Source organism: Mesotoga infera, from assembly GCF_900157305.1.
Lineage (GTDB): Bacteria > Thermotogota > Thermotogae > Petrotogales > Kosmotogaceae > Mesotoga > Mesotoga infera.
The window spans coordinates 2,437,677-2,454,326 of record NZ_LS974202.1; the positions used below are offsets into that span (position 1 = coordinate 2,437,677).

Genomic DNA, 16,650 nt, shown 5'->3' on the forward strand with positions numbered 1-16,650 from the left:
AGTCGTAAATGGGTGTTCCGCTCAATCCTTTTGTCATAATGGTGGCTGCCGCGCTGACCAGCAATATGGTACTGAGCAACTTTCTCGGAATGTGTTCCTTCATATCGGTCTCAAAAGACATTAAGACCGCGAATGGATTGGGGATGGCCGTAACTTTCGTTCTCACTTTGACCTCCGTCCTCAACCACCTGGTTTATTACTACATTCTGGTGCCGCTGGAGCTGGTTTACCTGCGGTACATAGTTTTCATAGTAGTGATCGCGGCCTTCGTCCAGTTTCTGGAGATGGTTATCGACCGGTTCTCTCCATCGCTCTATATGAACCTTGGGATCTTCCTTCCCCTGATTACTGTCAATTGTGCGATCCTTGGTGGTGTTCTTTTCATGATAATACGCGATTACAACCTCATACAGTCACTCTTCTTCGGCTTCGGCTCGGGTGCAGGCTGGTGGCTGGCAATAGTAGCGCTATCGACAATGAGGATGCGTTTACGCGAAAAAGATATCCCACCACAGCTCGTGGGACCGGGCTTGACTATGATAATAATAGGCATAATGGCACTCGCCTTCCTCGGGTTCTCCGGCATGGTACCGGTACAGTGAGGAGGTGGCGCAGTTGCAAATACTTATAACGGCTCTCGTATTGGGTGGAATATCGGCCGTTCTTGCGGCGATTATTTCGGTTGCCGATGCCGTGCTCAACAACTACGGCGATGTAAAACTTACGGTCAACGGTTCGAAAACTTACACGGTTAAGGGTGGCAGCACGTTGTTAACTACTCTAGCTGGCGAAAAGATTTTCATTCCATCGGCCTGCGGCGGGAAAGGCAGTTGCGGGCTCTGTAAAGTCAAAGTTCTCTCGAATATCGGTCCAATTCTTCCGACAGAACTTCCTTACCTCGCAGCCAGGGAGAAGAGCGAAAACATACGTCTTTCCTGTCAGGTAAAGGTTAAGGGAGATATATCGATAGAGATTCCCGATGAGCTTTTTAACATAAGGGAGTATGTATCTACAGTCTCTACCATAAGAGATCTGACGCACGATATAAAAGAAGTCTTCTTCAGTTTCGACGACGAGATAAACTTTAAAGCCGGTCAGTACGTCCAATTGATAGTACCGCCCTACGGGGAGATTAAGGAGAGTACTATGAGGGCCTATTCCATGTCATCGCAGCCTTCGATAAAGAATGGTGTCGAACTTTTAGTAAGGCTTGTGCCAAACGGGATAGTCACGACGTACGTTCACAAGTACCTGAAGGAGAAGGACGAGGTCAGACTTCTGGGACCTTTTGGTGACTTTTTCCTGAGGAATACGGATACCGACATCATTTTTATAGCCGGTGGTTCCGGGATGGCGCCGATCAAGTCTATAATACTGGACATGAAAGAAAAGGGTATAAAGAGAAACGCTTATTACTTCTTCGGAGCCAGAAGCAAAAAGGATCTTTTCTACCTTGATTTGATGGAAGAGATCGAAAGAGAGATGCCGAACTTCCATTTCATACCGGCTCTCTCCAATGCTCTTCCCGAGGATAACTGGGAAGGCGAGTCCGGGCTTATTACCGACGTGGTTGATAGGTACCTGGCACGGCAGGGTGAGATAGAACGGGAAGGTTATCTCTGTGGAAGCCCGGGCATGATAAATGCCTGCATAACCGTACTTGGAAAACACGGAATACCAGAAAACAAGATCTATTTCGACAAATTTGGATAAATCGCGGGGGTGTGATTTCATGAAACAGACTCCAGACCTCGGAAAAGTTCAGGAAAACATGAAAGCCGGACAGATAACCGGTCCAGGCTTCCTAGGCAGTGACGAGAGAAACCTGATAGATATAATTCGGGAAGACGAACAAAAGATCAGCGAATTGGGACTGAGCAACGAAATAATAGCAGACAAACTCGAAATGTTGATGCGGCAGGGTGAAAAGGGTTTTGGCTCCCCGATTATCGTGGACAACCGCTTTGTCGTGATAGTTGACGAGAGCAGGGGGTACGTTCCATGTCCCTTCAGGCACGGGCATCTCTCCAAGAAAGTCAACGTCAACGTACGGAGCATGGCCCTTAAAAAGGAGATTGACTATACGCCCATATCGATCCATCTTATAAGAGAGCACGGCTTCTACCAGGGTAAGGGATCGCTTTACAGACTCGATCCTGAAGAGGTGGCTAAGTTTCTCGAATTGATTTGATTTATCCAACGTCCATCGTGAGAAAGTGAAACGAATTGAGCAAATAACTCTCGACTTTCTCGCTTCCAGCTTCAAACCACTTATCTTCAATTCTCGAAGGGGCTGTGAACGGATACATGGAGGGTACTATTTTGAAGAGAAGACTTCCGAATAAGGCGATATTCACCTTCGTCTTCATAGTCGTGCTGATTTCTTTTGTGGTTTATTTCGCCTTAAAATACGATGTGAATGTGGCCGTTCCAGCCGATGTGTCTCTGGATGAACTGCGCTTTGATGTAGAGCATTTCTCATTTCTCGGGGAAGCCGAGTATCCACCCGACCAGGGATTGGCCAACGGAATCGCTTACGAAGATGGAGATGGAGTAATTCATCAGGTAACTTACCCGGACTACGATAATTCGGTTCGTGGGTATCTTCTCAACTTGAATTCGAGTTCGAGCGTCATCAAGGTTTTTGTATGGAAAAGCGATAGCGTAACACAGGCCAAAGAGACCTGGGAACGTCTTTTCATGATAGAAGGCTCCGTAATGACCAGAGAGAGAGGTAGAATCAAGAAAACCGGGTACTTTTATGCCCGCATAATAAGGTTCGGCGGAAAGGACGAGACACTTCTGTGGCAAAAGGGCAATTGGGTGATTTTGGTAAAGTCGCCGGTGGTTCTAGAAAGAAAGACTGAAGAGATGATTCTGACCGGGCTCTTCGATCCTAAAGCAAGAAATTGATCTCGGATTCCGGATAAACTTCGATACCGTTCTTCAAGAGAAGCTCCGCGGTTATTCCCATTCCGTCTATCGTCACACCGCTGAAGGTACCGTCGTAGATCCCCCTGCATCCGCACGAAGGGCTTTTCGATTTCAGGATTGCCATGCCGGCGCCGCAAAGCCTCGCTATCTTCAGAACCTCTTCGGCGCCCCTGTGAAAGTGAGCGGTTACATCGTGACCGAACTGGTCGACAACTATTTTTCTTGCGGTCCAGTCGTTTGAAACGGTGATCTCAGCCATAGGCCTGGGTGTGGGGAGCCCACCCAGCTGTTCGGGACAAACCGGGAATAAAATAAACCTGTCCACGAGCCTTAGAAGCTCAAGAGACAGGTTGTTATCTCCGCGATAGGTACAGTTTATTCCGACCAGACAGGCACTTACGATTATCCTGTTCATTTGCCTCCCGCTGCTATTCCGTCGTCCTCTCTCCTTATAACGTACATGAGGTCGCGGGTGGGCAACATGGAAAGCGGATCTAGGGTATTCATCTTCGGGTCCTTTACCTCGAAGTGAACATGCGGACCGGTTGACACTCCCGTGCTTCCGACTCTTCCTATCAGAGAGCCGGCATCTACCCTTTGTCCCACATAAACACATATTTTGCTCATGTGCCCGTAGCGGGTGACATAACCGTTATCGTGCTGTATATCCACGGCGTTACCGTATCCTCCGTTGACACCGGCTGCGATGACAACACCTTTTGAAGCTGCAAATATAGGCGTTCCCTGCGGAGCGGCTATGTCCAGCCCGCTATGGAAGGAGGCTCCACCATTCACCGGGTGAGTCCGCCAGCCGTAAGAGGAAGAAATAACCCCGTAAACTGGCCATCTATACGGGGTGCTTTGCGGAACGTATTGATACATGTTTATTAGAGACATAGGAATAAAAACTCGCTGTCCCGGATTTATAAGCGAACTGGAACTGAGGTTGTTCGCCGATAGAAGCTCCTTGACAGGAGCGAAGAAGAGCTTTGCGATACCGTCTATGGTATCTCCCGATTGAACTTCGTAGATTAAACCGTCGGGTTGAGGCAATTTCAACCTGTCGCCGGCTTTGATGTTGTTGGGATCGCTCAGATCGTTGAAATCGATTATAGTTGACATACTCACTCCGAGTTCCCTGGAGATAGTGTGAATCGAATCGCCCGATCTCACCACATAAGTGACGAGAAAATAAGCAAAGCTACGAGTCACCAAAAGCAAAGACACAAAAAGAAAAATTAGAATGACCCGACGGTTCATTCCTTGCCACCTCCAACTCTAAAAAGGCCAAAAGAAAAGAAGAAAACCACAATTATTATACCAAAAAGAATACCAACGGCAAAATGCAAGTCAAAAATTTCTTTGATCAGAATTGACAGGCCTATAAGTACCGACATAGCCGATCCCATGAGGACTATCGAAGCTGCCACGTCCTTCAGGACCTTTACACGTTCATCGTAATACGGGTGAAGAATATCCGCGATCTTTTCTATGACTGTGTTTACGGCTTCCAGTATTACAACCATAAATGTGCAGAACAACAACCACAGGAAATCCTGTCTCTCCAGTTCGATCAGTACTCCGATCGATAGAACGGCGGCTCCGAAGACCAGTTGTATTCTGAAGTTTCTCTCTTTCAGCAAATAACACAGGCCATTTGCCGCGTGGTGCAAACTTTTGAAAAACTTCCTCATTCAAATCCCCGGCCCACAGAGTCGATTCTCTCGCTTCTGAGGTTGTAAGATCTCTCTATAAGCGAATAACCGAAATCTATAGCCTGGGAATTCATATCGACATACTTGGCCTTTATATGTTTTGACATGGCCGTCTTTAGAGCCTGAGTGGTAACAAAATTTCCAGCCTTTGCAATCAATCCAAGCCCAACCATGTTGGCCGGAAGGGATGTTCCGAATTTACTTTCTGTGAGTTCGGTAACAGGTTTGGAAATGATCTTCCTAGTCATCCTCATTCCCTCTTTGGGGATCGACTTGACCTGAGTAGAGTCGATTATCAATATCCCATTCATGTGCAGCAGGGGAACATGCGCGTTGACAGCCATCTGGTGCATCGAATATATGACTTCGAAGGAGTGGGCTTTGGGGTAGTCAATCGGTTCGGTACTGAAAAGAACGTCGCAGTAGGATAGACCACCTCGCACCTGGGCACCGAAAGACTGAGTCTGTACTACCCAACTTCCCTGATCGAGAAGAGCTTCCGCCAGAATAATGCCCATGAGTACGTTACCCTGGCCTCCTATTCCTGAAATTCTTACGGTATGAGGTTGAGAAAATGTCTTCTTCATTCTCTTTCACCTCCCTCGGCAGCGAGCGCTTTCTCTCTCATCTTTTCGTACCTGTCTATATACGTTTCAGTGTCTATGTTCACGAATTCGCCGGCAACGATTTTATCACCTATCTCTTCCGGACTCATGGTTTTGGCTTTGCTGAGCTGTATCGTGTTGGTCTTGAAATAATTCAGAATATCTTGGGGTTTTGAGAGGTTGTTGTACCTTCCGTAATAAGTGTGGCAGTTCGTCATTATTTCGATAACTGCCATTCCCTTGTGTTTCAATCCGTTCCGTATGAACTGAACTGCCTGCGCGTAGTGAAAAACTGTTGAGCGGGCTACATAAGTTGCCCCGGCGGCTATTGCAACTTTTACAAGGTCAAAGGAGTTTTCGACATTCCCATAAGGCGAAGTAGAGGCGATCTTCTCCGTAGGCGTAGTTGGAGAGTACTGACCACCAGTCATTCCGTAGATATTGTTGTTGAATACTATGGTCGTTATATCCATATTTCTCCTACAGGCGTGTATGAAGTGATTTCCGCCTATAGCCATCATATCTCCGTCACCACCCATGACGATAACGTTGAATTCAGGTCTGGCCAGTTTCACACCCGTAGCAAAGGCAATAGCTCTGCCGTGCAGCGTATGCATCGTATTGAAGTTCAGATAACCGGTTACTCTTGAAGAACAACCTATTCCCGAAACGACTGCGATTCTATCGGGGTCGAGCGACTCTCTGTCCACCGCATCGACGAATGCCTTCATTATGACACCATTTCCGCACCCTGGGCACCACACATGGGGCATTCTATCCTGCCTTAAATACTTCGTAAGTCTGGAGATAGCCATGATTTCCTCCCTTTCACATTGAGTAATTTATCATTATTACTCCTGTCCTATCGAACATGAATTCCGTGAGCGGATCGGGGTATCCTTCCGCGAAGACCACTCTCTTTATGCCTGCGTTGATTATCAGTCTTGCGCAGATCGAGCAGGGCCTATGTGTAACGTATATGGTAGAACCGTTGGTGGCTATGCCGAATCGTGCCGCCTGCGAGAGGGCATTCTGCTCGGCGTGAGCGGCGTAGCATAACTCCTGATTCTGCCCGGACGGTATTTTTAGAGCGTCTCTTATACATTCGGTCTCGTCACAGTGAGGAAACCCCGACGGGGGCTGGTTGTAACCCGTTGCCAGTATCCTGTTCTCACGCACTATCAGGGCGCCCACTTTTCTGTGATGGCAGCTCGACCTTTCCCTCACTTGGTAGGCGAGCTTCATGAAATACGCATCCCAGCTTTCCGAAGGTGTTTTCGGTTCATGTGTTTTGAAGTCGTTAAGAAATTTCTCGAGTTCTTCACCAGTCATTGATTCAGCCCTTTCGGTGACGTTAAACATTTTACTTCTCGACTGTCTATTTTCAGGGGAAGAGGGACTCCATCTCTTCCATTATACCGACCAATCTCTCGAAAGCGAGTCTCGACATATCCAGTCCGTAATCGTTCAATTTGATACTGTACCCTTCAATAACCAGAAACTCCCCCAGGACCGATCGGATCCTTTCAACACTTCTTTCCAGAAGGTCGGCCGGAAAGATCTCCGAAGATAGCGTCAATCCTTCGATCAATCTCAATCCCATGAACAGAGTTTCAAAGAGCTCTTCAAGTTGTGTATTCTCCCGTATATAGGCCAAAGGCCGCTTTCCGGCGGCAATGGAGTCGATGTATTGACCAAGAGAGTCGAAGTTCACACTCCTGGTCGCACCTTCGTGACTTCCCGCAGAGACTCCAAACCCTTTGTAGTCTCCGTTTTTCCAGTATTTCAAATTATGTAACGAAATCCTGTCTTTTGACCACGAAGATATTTCGTATCTGGTAAACCCAAGCTCTTTCAGAGATAGAACGATAAAATCATGCAGCTTCTCTACTGTATCTTTATCGGGCAACTCTATGATACCATTCTTGACCGATGCCATCAAATCGGTCTCATGGTCACTGTCGAACATATAATACGAAATATGCGCCGGCTTCAGCCTTTCAATCAATTTAAGATTGTTTTCTACATTTATGCGGTTCTCTCCGGGCAATCCCAGTATGAAATCTAAGTTCACATTATCGAAGAAATCGACCGCTCTTTCAAGTCTTTCAACCAGATCGGGTGGCATCGGTCTATTTACTTTTTTCAGGATCTCTCCGTCGCTCGACTGGAGACCGATCGAAAGTCTGTTCACCCCGAGTTTTTTCCACCTCTCCAGTCTTTCAAGCGTCAATTCCCAAGGGTTGGCTTCAAGCGTGCACTCGCGCAACTCTAGTCTGAACCTTGAATGGAGAGTAAAAAACAACTCCTGCAACAGGTCGAGCGGATAGAGTGAGGGAGAACCGCCGCCGAAATAAAGCGTATCGACTTTGGCGCCATTGGAAAAGAGTTCTATCTCTTTTTTTAAGACTACGTGGTACTTTTTCAGGGAGGTCTCGTCCAGTCGAAACGTGCAAAAATCGCAATAGGTACACCGTCTGGTACAGAAAGGAAGATGGATATACACCCCTGCATGCATCAGAATATGAGCCTCATAAAAACTCCGTTGAGTTTAAAATTAGTGATCGAGATGCCGGCGTACACCGAGTCGTCGCTTCCCAGTTTAGATATCAGCAACTGGGCATCTATCCCTCTGAGGCTGACCATGATCATTGGGGAGAGAACCAGCTTCAAATCACCTGCCGGAACGATGAAATTCCCAGAAAAGGCTGCGCCCAGATCGAAGCTCATGTAATTCATTCCCACTCCAAAACCGTAGCCCATCTCGCCCAACGAATCGCTCGTCTTCAGATCAACGGTCACTACTACGTTAGTTTCAGCGTTTCGAAGGCGGAAGCTTCTTTCGAATTCCTTCGCGTAGAGATAGAGTCCGATATCGTTGAATGCGAAATCGTCGACCCTGTATATAAAAGTGCTGAGACCGCCATTTATCTGGCCCAAAGGTAGTCTGAACCAGTTACGGACCAGATACCTCCTGTCCCCAAGTGATGAGAGCTCGAGTTCCAGAAGACTATGTGAAAAGACAGGGATCTGGTTGGTGTTGGAGACGTATCGCGCCGCCATGTACAATCCTTCGTGGCTGGCGAGGATCGAACCGCGAAAATCACCGTCTCTAATTTTCATTTTAAAGAAACCGCCCGAGAACTCCTCCCAGTGATCTTTGTATGTGATTCCGACGTACGGTATTCCAGAAGCCAGCGCGAGCGTCAGGTGATAGTTCTCGTAAGCTTTTATGTCCGTAGAAAGGTTCCATCCCCTGTTGGTGAACTGTATCTGTGTCTGTGCGAGCGATATTGAGTATATCAGTATCACAATAAGGAAACAAACCGTCTTTTTCAATCTTTGAGCAACCTCCTCGCTATTTCGTTTACCCTCGCGGGGTTGGCTTTTCCCCGGGTCGCCTTCATAACCGCGCCAACGAAGTAACCGAGAACGCCCTCTTTGCCTTCCCTGAACTGCTGAACAGCCTTTGGGTTGCTTTTCATGGCTTCTCTAATTGCCTTTTCGATAATACTGTCGTCGTTTATCTGCTCGAGCCCCTTTTCTTTGACTATAAAAGCTGGCGAACGCTTTCTCTCGATCACCTCGGGGAGTATTTCTTTGGCGACGCTGTTGGATATAATGCCGGAATCGATCATCTCGAAAAGCTCCTTGAAGTGTTCCGGTTTCAGTCCAAGATTCTCGATCGATAGGTCCCTCTCGTTCATTATTCTCATTACTTCGCCCATTATCCAGTTTGAACTCTCTTTGGGCTTTCCGGTGACCAGCGCCACTTCTTCGTAGAAGGAGGCCACATCTCCGCTGGAAGAAAGGACAGAGGCGTCGTATTTGGGCAGTCCATACTGTTCCATGAACCTGCGCACCTTCTGCCAGGGTAGTTCCGGCAGAGATTTTCTGAGCTGTTCAACTCTTTCCTGCGTTATCTTAAGGACCGGGAGGTCAGGCTCTGGGAAGTAACGGTAGTCGTTCTCTTCCTCTTTAGAGCGCATCGAAAAGGTCTCCTTGGTAGCGAAATTCCAGGAACGTGTCTCTTTGGCCACATTGCCGCCGGCATCGAGTACGGCCGATATTCTCTCCTGCTCGGATTCCAGGGCCTTTTCGACGAACTTGAAGGAATTTATGTTTTTGACCTCCACTCTGTTGGAACTCACACCGGAAGCGTCATCTCTCATCGAAATGTTGGCATCGCATCTCAACGCACCCTTCTCCATGTCTCCCGAGCAGATACCCAGAGCCCTCAACGTATCTCTTAGCAATTCCACGAAGACTCTCGCCTGGGCCGGCGTCTCGAGGTCGGGTTCGGTGACTATTTCGATCAGGGGCACTCCACACCTGTTGAGATCGAGGTAGCTGCCTGTAGAGCCGGTTATCGAGTCGGTCCCCTGATGGATCATCTTACCTGCGTCTTCCTCTATGTGGATTCGCCTTATCCTCACTCTTTTTCCGACACCCCCGGCTTCTATATCGAGATAACCGTTTTCGGCAATCGGGAAGAAATACTGGGTAATCTGGTAGCCCTTGGGAAGGTCTGGGTAAAAGTAATTCTTACGGTCGAAGATCGACCGTTCATTGAGGGTGCAATTTAAGGCCAGTCCAGCCATGATCGCATAATTAACCACATTTTCATTGAGAACGGGAAGCGCACCCGGTTGGCCGGTGCAGACGGGACAGATGGCCGTGTTGGGTTCGAGTTCGAATACATCGGCCGGGCAACTGCAAAAAGCCTTTGTCTTTGTTTGTAGTTGCGCATGTATCTCTAATCCAATAACGGTTCTATACATCATTCAACCCACCTTTCGGCAATTCTGGTCAAACCATCTTCGTACGCGGGAGAAAAACCTTCGATGAAGCTGGCCGCCTCCAAAAGTTTAACATCGCTGAACCGCCTCCCAGTAAGAAGCATGCCTGTGGGTAAACCGTCAACAGGGGCTATCGGAACGGATATCGAAGGAAGGCCGGCGACGTTTGCAGGGATCGTATATATATCCATTAAATAGTACGAAAGGGGATCACTTATTTCACCGATCACAGGTGCGACAACTGGAGATGAGGGATTCAATATGAAATCGAACTCCGTAAGCACGGCCTTCAACTCGTTAGCCATCAATTTCCTTGTTCTGAGCGCCTTACGGTAATAAGCATCGTAATAAGCGGCGCTGAGTGTAAAGGTTCCTAGCAATATTCTCCTTTTGACCTCCCTGCCAAAACCCATGTCTCTATTTCTGCTGACCAGCTCGTCATAATTCGTGGCCTCGTGCCTGGGTCCAAACCTGATCCCGTCGAATCTCGAAAGGTTAGAACTGGCCTCGGCCGGTGCGATCAGATAGTAAGTCGCGACGGCGTACTTGACTGAAGGAATTGAGATCTTCTCGATCACGGCGCCAGCCCTTTTCAACTCTTCTACCGCATCCATGAAGGAGGCCTTTACTCCGTCTTCGAGACCGCGGTAATCTAGCATCTCCTCTGGAACGGCCATTTTCAATCCTTTGACCTCACCCTTCAGATCTATATTGAAGGAAAGAGAACTCTTCACAGTCGTCGAATCTTTCACATCGTGACCACTAATAATACTCATAACGTCGGCTGCGTCCTGTACGCACCTTGTCATTGGACCGATTTGATCTAGTGAGGAGGCGAAGGCTACGAGACCGTATCTAGATACTAAACCATAGGTGGGTTTGAAACCAACAATTCCGCACATCGACGCCGGTTGCCTCACAGAACCACCCGTATCGCTACCCAGCGCAAAAGGCGTTAAACCCGCAGCAACGGCCGCCGCACTCCCACCACTGCTTCCTCCGGGTATCCTCGAAAGGTCCCAGGGGTTTCTAGAAGTGAAGAAGGCTGAATTCTCAGTCGAGGAACCCATTGCGAACTCGTCAAGATTCGTCTTGCCGAGTAAATGCCCGCCACTCTCTTTTAACTTACAAGTAACGGTCGCATCGTAGGGAGATTCGTAGTTCTCCAGAATCCTGCTGGAACATGTGGTTCGGGTTCCCAGCGCAAGGATATTGTCCTTGAGGGAGAAGGGAAAGGAACGCTCGGTCTCCTCCGCCGAGGATTGTAGCACCTGGAGAAAGGCCTTCAGATCTTTATCGAACCTTTCTATACGATCCCTGTAAAAGGAAAATGCTCCACGCAAGCCCCTCATCTCTGAAAGTCTCAATTTTAAAGGATTGATATTCAAATCAGCCACCTCTTATAATCGTGATTGGTACCATTTATTCGGTTTGAATCATGCTTGTTTATATAGATAATTCTAGCATCTCCAGGTCCGTAATGACAGTTCGAAGGAACGAAGTAAGAGGTGTTTCTCATTATAGTGCACAGTGTAAGCAGCACTTTCCAGGCAACTCGGCATAGTTTTGCATTATAATAACAATAACCAGTACGTTTTACAGGCTGGAGGGTTTTCTTATGTCTATCCATTCAGGCAAATTGATTTCCAGTATCGAAAAAATAAGCTCTTTGCCGATTCTGGAAGGTGAAGAAATCAACGTGGCCATGGAGATTCTGTCGCTCGCCGGTAGATCAATATCGGCCGACTGTCTTTACTTTTACCGGACAGGGTACATCGAGAAAGGGGAAAAAACCGACTTCCCTTTAGTCGAATGGATCAGCCCATCGATATCGGAGATATGTTCGAGCTTGAGAAAGACTCACGAATATACTGAAGAAGACATTGAAACTCTTTCACGTCTGGAAAAGGGGGAGATTGTTTTCAGCCAGTTGGGATCGCGTGTATCGATACCGGTTATGAAGGACCGTTTTTATGGCGTGATCTGTTGCGAAGATTATTCCGAGAACAGGATATGGTCAGACGATGAAATTGCATTTCTGAGGATAGTTGGTCATTCAGTTGCTTCCCTCTTCATTTTTCACTCGCTGACATCTGCAGAGGACTCCAAAGACTTGCAACTACTGAAGGACACGGAATATCAGCTTATATTACGCGATAGCGTTATTGGGACGATAAACGAAATATCCATGCTATCCCTGAAAGCCAAGACATTGGAGGAGGCGGCTGGGATAATCATCGCAGAAATATCCGGAAAGCCTGGCGTTTACAGATGCCGGCTATCAATTTCAAGGAAGATAAATAATAACATCGATGTTTCAAGCGACGAGAGCTTCGGCATTCCTTCCAGCGTAGGACAGATAGAAGACCAAACAATAGAAGTGGACGGACCGGGATATCTTCTTTCAAGATATCTAAAAAATGGTGCCGCCTACAGAAAACTCTGCATATCTATGGAGCTGGACAGTGACAGCACGGGAACGCTGGAAGTGATCTTCGACGGATCGGGTAAGCTGGATGGCAGTATTAGCTGTCTCCTCGGTTTAGTCGGCAATTTCTTGAAACTCGCGCTCAACAGAGTGAAGTATCTCAGCGAAAACGAAAGGTCCAGAAAGATCTCAGAATCGCTGCGCCGCTCCACGGAGATCATCACCAAGAGTCTCAGAATGGAAAGAACGATAAAAATTATAGTAAAGGAGCTCAGCAAGGTCATCCCCTTCTACAGTGCCTCATTACAGCTTCTTGATGGAAACGAATTGGTGGTGGTAGGTGGTAAGTGGCCAAATCAGCTGGACTTCACCGGAAGGCATTTCAAAATAGAAGAGGGCAGTCCCGGATACGATGTGTTATACAGGTCCAAAGCGATTCTTTCGACACAGGCGCAGAAGGATTACCCGCAATTCAACATCCCCGACTTTCGCTTCATCAAATCGTGGATGGGCGTGCCCTTAATCATTAAAGAGAAACCTATCGGCATTATAGCTGTCGACAGCGATCGCGAAAATGCCTTCGATTGTCTCCACCTTGAAGCACTGAAAGCCTTCGCCGATATCGCGTCTATCGGGATCAACAATTCCAGGCTTCACGAAGAAGTCGAGCAACAGGCGATAAGGGACTATCTGACAGGCATATACAATAGAAGAGGCCTATTCGAGCTGGGAGAGAGTGAGCTAAAAAAGGCTCAAAGGTATCACACCGATACTGGACTCATCATGTTCGATATAGATAACTTCAAAAAACTGAACGACAAATACGGTCATCTGGCTGGTGATTTTGTTTTAAAGGCCGCTACAAAGATATGTGGTTCCGAACTGAGATCGGCCGATATATTTGCCAGATACGGCGGCGACGAGTTCGTGGTGATCCTGCCGATGACGGACCTCGCTAGGACGCGAGAAGCAGCGAAAAGATTATGCAACGCTCTATGTTCCAACACTTTGGAATATAATGAAACTACGTTTAATATATGTGCCAGCTTCGGGGTAACCTCTTACCAGCGCGAAGATACCCTCGAAGGAATGATCAAGAGGGCAGATAGATCGCTGTATATTTCCAAGAATGCAGGTGGAAACCGGGTTAGTGAAGGAGAAAGCAGTGATTGAAAACACCGGAAAGCATTTGGAAATTGATTTTACGGACCGCGACTTCGAGGAACTCATCTGGGAGTACGATCTGGCAAACGGAGTAGTTTCCTTCAACCAGGGATGGCAAAAGCGGCTTGGATACTTAACAGAAGAGATAAAACCGACCATAGACAATTGGAAAAATCTAATTCACCCGGACGATCGTGAACGAACGATCAAATCCCTTACGGATTTTTTTGAAGGGAGATCGAAAAAGTACGAAGCCATATACAGAATGAAGGCAAGCGATGGAAGCGACGTATGGGTTCTATCTTTGGGGAGAGCTCTCCGAACAGATAAGTCCGGTAAGATCTTGAAAGTAGGCGGTATTCAACGGTTGATATCGGACATTGAGACGGTCGAGCTGGACTTACGCGAGAGAAAGAAGGAACTGGAATTCTTCTTCGCTTTTTCGAAATTGATCGACGATTGTGGAGATTCTATTGAAGAAATATGCGCCGGGTTGACCGAACTCTTGCCGAAAGCCTTTTTTGATACCGAACACACAGGTGTCGAGATAGTCTATCGGGACGGAGTGTACAGCTCTAAAAACCTGCTCAAAGACTCAAGATTAATCAGGAAACCTCTCAAGAGAGGGGCCGAGAAAATTGGATCGATCAGCGTCTATTACTCCGGTTACAGAGATGTCCGATTCCTCAGCGAAGAGGATAAGGTTATTTCATCCGTAGCCGAAAGACTCGGGAAGATAGCGATAAGAATCGAGAATTCGAAGGCTTTGAAAAAGAGCGAAGAACTCTTCAGGGTTACTCTCGCGAGTGTGGGGGACGCCGTTCTGGCGATGGATGCGTTTGGAATAGTCACTTTCGTGAACGATACGGCCTGTAAAATGCTCGGTCTGGAAATGCAAAAGATCCTTGGGCAACAAGTGAACTCGGTGATGCATATCTTCAACGAACTCACGGGAGAGCCGGCCGAAATACCCATAGATCTCGTACTCAGCTCCGGTAAGAAAGTCGGACTCGCAAATCACACCTGCCTCAAATCACGAAACGGGAAAATCTACTTCATAGCCGATGCGGCATCCCCTATAGTTATGAAGAACGGCGAAATCGCAGGCGTCGTGATGAACTTCAGGGACGTAACCTCCGAAAAAGAGAGAGAAAGACGTATGCTCGAAAGTGAAGAGAAATTCAGACACCTCATCGAAAACATGATCGGTGGAATGATTATCCTGTACAGCGACAACGGCGGGAAGACTTTTAAGATAAGGGATATCAAGTCGGGAATTAGCGGTCTTCACTTCGACAGAGAATCGCTCGAGGGAAAGGATATCGTGGAAGTCTTACCCGCCATTTCATCAACTCCTCTGCTGGCGGCCATCGAGAGCGTATGGGAAAGCGGCAAACCCATATCCCTGGATCCAATCTATTACGACGATGGTGTATTGAAAGGCTGGTTGGAGAACTACATCTACCGGCTCCCCTTCGGAGACGTAGCGACCCTCAACTACGATGTAACTGAAAGGAAAGAGCTGGAGGAGTTCCAGAGAATCTCACACAGCAAACTGGTCGAATTGTCCAACTCCGTTGCGTCGGGAAACTTTGACATACAGTCTTTCATGGAGAAGGCCGTTGAGACTGTTGGCAGAATTCTAAAGGTTGATCGGGCCGGCATATATATGCTCAACGAAAACAACGAGTTCGATATAAGACTCCTATATGAAGCATCGACCGGTAAAATCTCCTCCAACGCCGGAAGGGCTATGGATCAGAAGTTGGCCGAAAAGTATCTCAACCATATCACAGGTAGAAGAGTTCTTTCTATAGAGAACGTTTTAGGGGAAAATATCGATGATCCTTTCATACTAAGCCTCATAGACGTTCATGTTTACGGAATACTTGACATACCTCTGAACATCAAGGGGGAGGTCGTTGGTTCGCTCTATTGCGACATGCGAAGACCTAGGAATTGGTCATACGAAGAGATATCTTTCGCCGCTTCCGTCGGCGACATACTCACGATGGCCTTCGAAGAGAACAGGCTCGTTAAAAGCGAAATACGTTACCGCAACATGTTTGAAGCAAGCAGTGCCATGATGGTTCTCATCGATCCAGATAGCGGTAGAATAGTCGATTCCAATCCCGTAGCGTGCAACTTTTATGGATATGGCAGAGAAGAGATGAAGCAGCATTACATTTCTCACATAGGGCTCGGAGATCTTGAAATGATGAGAGATCTTAAGAACGGCCGTTCGAGACGTTTCACAACTAGGCATCTCCTCACAGGTGGCGAAGTACGCGACCTGGAAATCTTCGTCGGCCCGGTCGAGATCGATGAAAAGATACTGCTAAACTGCATCGTAAACGACATAACCGATAGAGTCAACGCCGAGAACAAAGTCAGAGAAACCATGGTAGAACTAGAACGTTCCCTGAAAGATACGGTGCTGCTTATAAGCAAAATAGTGGAAGCTCGCGATCCATACACGGCAGGTCACCAGTCGAACGTTAGCAGGCTTGCCGGCGAAATAGCCGAAAAGATGCGGCTGGACAAAAAGAGGGTCCAATGGGTAAAGACGGCCGGAATGTTGCATGATATTGGGAAGGTATCGATACCTGCCGAGATACTTTCCAAGCCAGGAAAGCTGAACGAACTCGAATGGTCGCTCATAAAGAATCATCCTCTGCTGGGCAGAGAGATTCTGAGCGAGGTTCACCTCGGAGGTCCCATCTCAGAGATAGTCCTTCAACACCACGAAAAGATTAATGGATCAGGTTATCCTAACGGTCTTAAAGGTGATGAAATACTCCTGGAAGCCCGTATAATAGCGGTGGCCGATGTTATCGAAGCTATGAGTTCACACAGGCCTTATCGTGCATCGCGCGGGCTCGAGGAAGCTATACGAGAGATAGAGATGAACTCTGGCAAACTGTACGATCCCGCGGTCGTGAAGACCTGCATCAAGATCCTCGAATCGGGATTCGATCTTTCGGGCAAATGAAAAATTGAAAGGA

16 protein-coding genes are annotated in these 16,650 nt (G+C 47.5%); 6 read left to right on the forward strand and 10 right to left on the reverse strand.

Going from position 1 to position 16,650, the window contains the following annotated elements; all coding sequences use genetic code 11:
• The first annotated feature begins 8 nt into the window (after positions 1-8).
• From MESINF_RS11135 to MESINF_RS11150, 4 genes are all read left to right on the forward strand, one after another.
• Positions 9-602 (forward strand): NADH:ubiquinone reductase (Na(+)-transporting) subunit E, encoded by a 594-nt coding sequence (locus tag MESINF_RS11135; RefSeq protein ID WP_169699881.1) that lies wholly within the window; start codon positions 9-11, stop codon positions 600-602.
• Positions 603-615: 13 nt separating this feature from the next.
• A complete protein-coding gene (locus MESINF_RS11140; RefSeq protein WP_169699882.1) occupies positions 616-1,713 on the forward strand; it encodes an NADH:ubiquinone reductase (Na(+)-transporting) subunit F in 1,098 nt (365 codons plus the stop codon).
• Between the two features lie 19 nt (positions 1,714-1,732).
• On the forward strand, positions 1,733-2,191 hold the full coding sequence (locus MESINF_RS11145; RefSeq protein ID WP_169699883.1) for a hypothetical protein: 459 nt from the start codon (positions 1,733-1,735) through the stop codon (positions 2,189-2,191).
• 131 nt (positions 2,192-2,322) lie between these two features.
• Positions 2,323-2,913, forward strand: coding sequence for a hypothetical protein (locus tag MESINF_RS11150; RefSeq protein ID WP_231936741.1), 591 nt, complete (start codon positions 2,323-2,325; stop codon positions 2,911-2,913).
• Here the strand turns inward: MESINF_RS11150 and MESINF_RS11155 are convergent.
• Genes MESINF_RS11155 through gatA form a run of 10 tightly spaced genes read right to left on the reverse strand, consistent with a single transcriptional unit; the run spans position 2,897 to position 11,405 of the window.
• A complete protein-coding gene (locus tag MESINF_RS11155) occupies positions 2,897-3,349 on the reverse strand; it encodes a DUF523 domain-containing protein (protein WP_169699884.1) in 453 nt (150 codons plus the stop codon). The two genes, MESINF_RS11150 and MESINF_RS11155, sit on opposite strands and share 17 nt — an antisense overlap.
• Positions 3,346-4,194: a peptidoglycan DD-metalloendopeptidase family protein gene (locus tag MESINF_RS11160; RefSeq protein WP_169699885.1), complete on the reverse strand. Its 849-nt coding sequence runs from the start codon at positions 4,192-4,194 to the stop codon at positions 3,346-3,348. The genes MESINF_RS11155 and MESINF_RS11160 overlap by 4 nt, the downstream gene beginning before the upstream one ends.
• Positions 4,191-4,628, reverse strand: a complete 438-nt coding sequence (locus MESINF_RS11165; protein ID WP_169699886.1) for a diacylglycerol kinase family protein — start codon at positions 4,626-4,628, stop codon at positions 4,191-4,193. Before MESINF_RS11165 ends, MESINF_RS11160 begins: the two co-directional genes overlap by 4 nt.
• Entirely contained in the window at positions 4,625-5,236 is a 612-nt protein-coding gene (locus MESINF_RS11170; protein ID WP_169699887.1) for a 2-oxoacid:acceptor oxidoreductase family protein, read from the reverse strand. The genes MESINF_RS11165 and MESINF_RS11170 overlap by 4 nt, the downstream gene beginning before the upstream one ends.
• The gene (locus MESINF_RS11175; RefSeq protein ID WP_169699888.1) at positions 5,233-6,069 is read right to left on the reverse strand and encodes a 2-oxoacid:ferredoxin oxidoreductase subunit beta; all 837 of its coding nucleotides are present in this window, start codon (positions 6,067-6,069) and stop codon (positions 5,233-5,235) included. The genes MESINF_RS11170 and MESINF_RS11175 overlap by 4 nt, the downstream gene beginning before the upstream one ends.
• A gap of 13 nt (positions 6,070-6,082) precedes the next feature.
• On the reverse strand, positions 6,083-6,616 hold the full coding sequence (locus MESINF_RS11180) for a deoxycytidylate deaminase (RefSeq protein WP_231936742.1): 534 nt from the start codon (positions 6,614-6,616) through the stop codon (positions 6,083-6,085).
• A 22-nt stretch (positions 6,617-6,638) separates the two neighbouring features.
• On the reverse strand, positions 6,639-7,772 hold the full coding sequence (locus tag MESINF_RS11185; protein ID WP_169699889.1) for a coproporphyrinogen-III oxidase family protein: 1,134 nt from the start codon (positions 7,770-7,772) through the stop codon (positions 6,639-6,641).
• The gene (locus MESINF_RS11190) at positions 7,772-8,593 is read right to left on the reverse strand and encodes a hypothetical protein (protein ID WP_169699890.1); all 822 of its coding nucleotides are present in this window, start codon (positions 8,591-8,593) and stop codon (positions 7,772-7,774) included. Before MESINF_RS11190 ends, MESINF_RS11185 begins: the two co-directional genes overlap by 1 nt.
• The gene (gatB, locus tag MESINF_RS11195) at positions 8,590-10,038 is read right to left on the reverse strand and encodes an Asp-tRNA(Asn)/Glu-tRNA(Gln) amidotransferase subunit GatB (protein WP_169699891.1); all 1,449 of its coding nucleotides are present in this window, start codon (positions 10,036-10,038) and stop codon (positions 8,590-8,592) included. The genes MESINF_RS11190 and gatB overlap by 4 nt, the downstream gene beginning before the upstream one ends.
• Positions 10,035-11,405, reverse strand: coding sequence for an Asp-tRNA(Asn)/Glu-tRNA(Gln) amidotransferase subunit GatA (gene gatA, locus MESINF_RS11200; protein WP_231936922.1), 1,371 nt, complete (start codon positions 11,403-11,405; stop codon positions 10,035-10,037). Before gatA ends, gatB begins: the two co-directional genes overlap by 4 nt.
• A gap of 266 nt (positions 11,406-11,671) precedes the next feature.
• On the opposite strand from gatA, the gene MESINF_RS11205 reads away from it, so the two are divergent.
• Together MESINF_RS11205 and MESINF_RS11210 are read left to right on the forward strand one after the other, a co-directional pair.
• Positions 11,672-13,654 (forward strand): sensor domain-containing diguanylate cyclase, encoded by a 1,983-nt coding sequence (locus tag MESINF_RS11205; RefSeq protein WP_169699893.1) that lies wholly within the window; start codon positions 11,672-11,674, stop codon positions 13,652-13,654.
• Positions 13,632-16,637, forward strand: a complete 3,006-nt coding sequence (locus MESINF_RS11210; RefSeq protein ID WP_169699894.1) for a PAS domain S-box protein — start codon at positions 13,632-13,634, stop codon at positions 16,635-16,637. Before MESINF_RS11205 ends, MESINF_RS11210 begins: the two co-directional genes overlap by 23 nt.
• Positions 16,638-16,650: the final 13 nt, after the last annotated feature.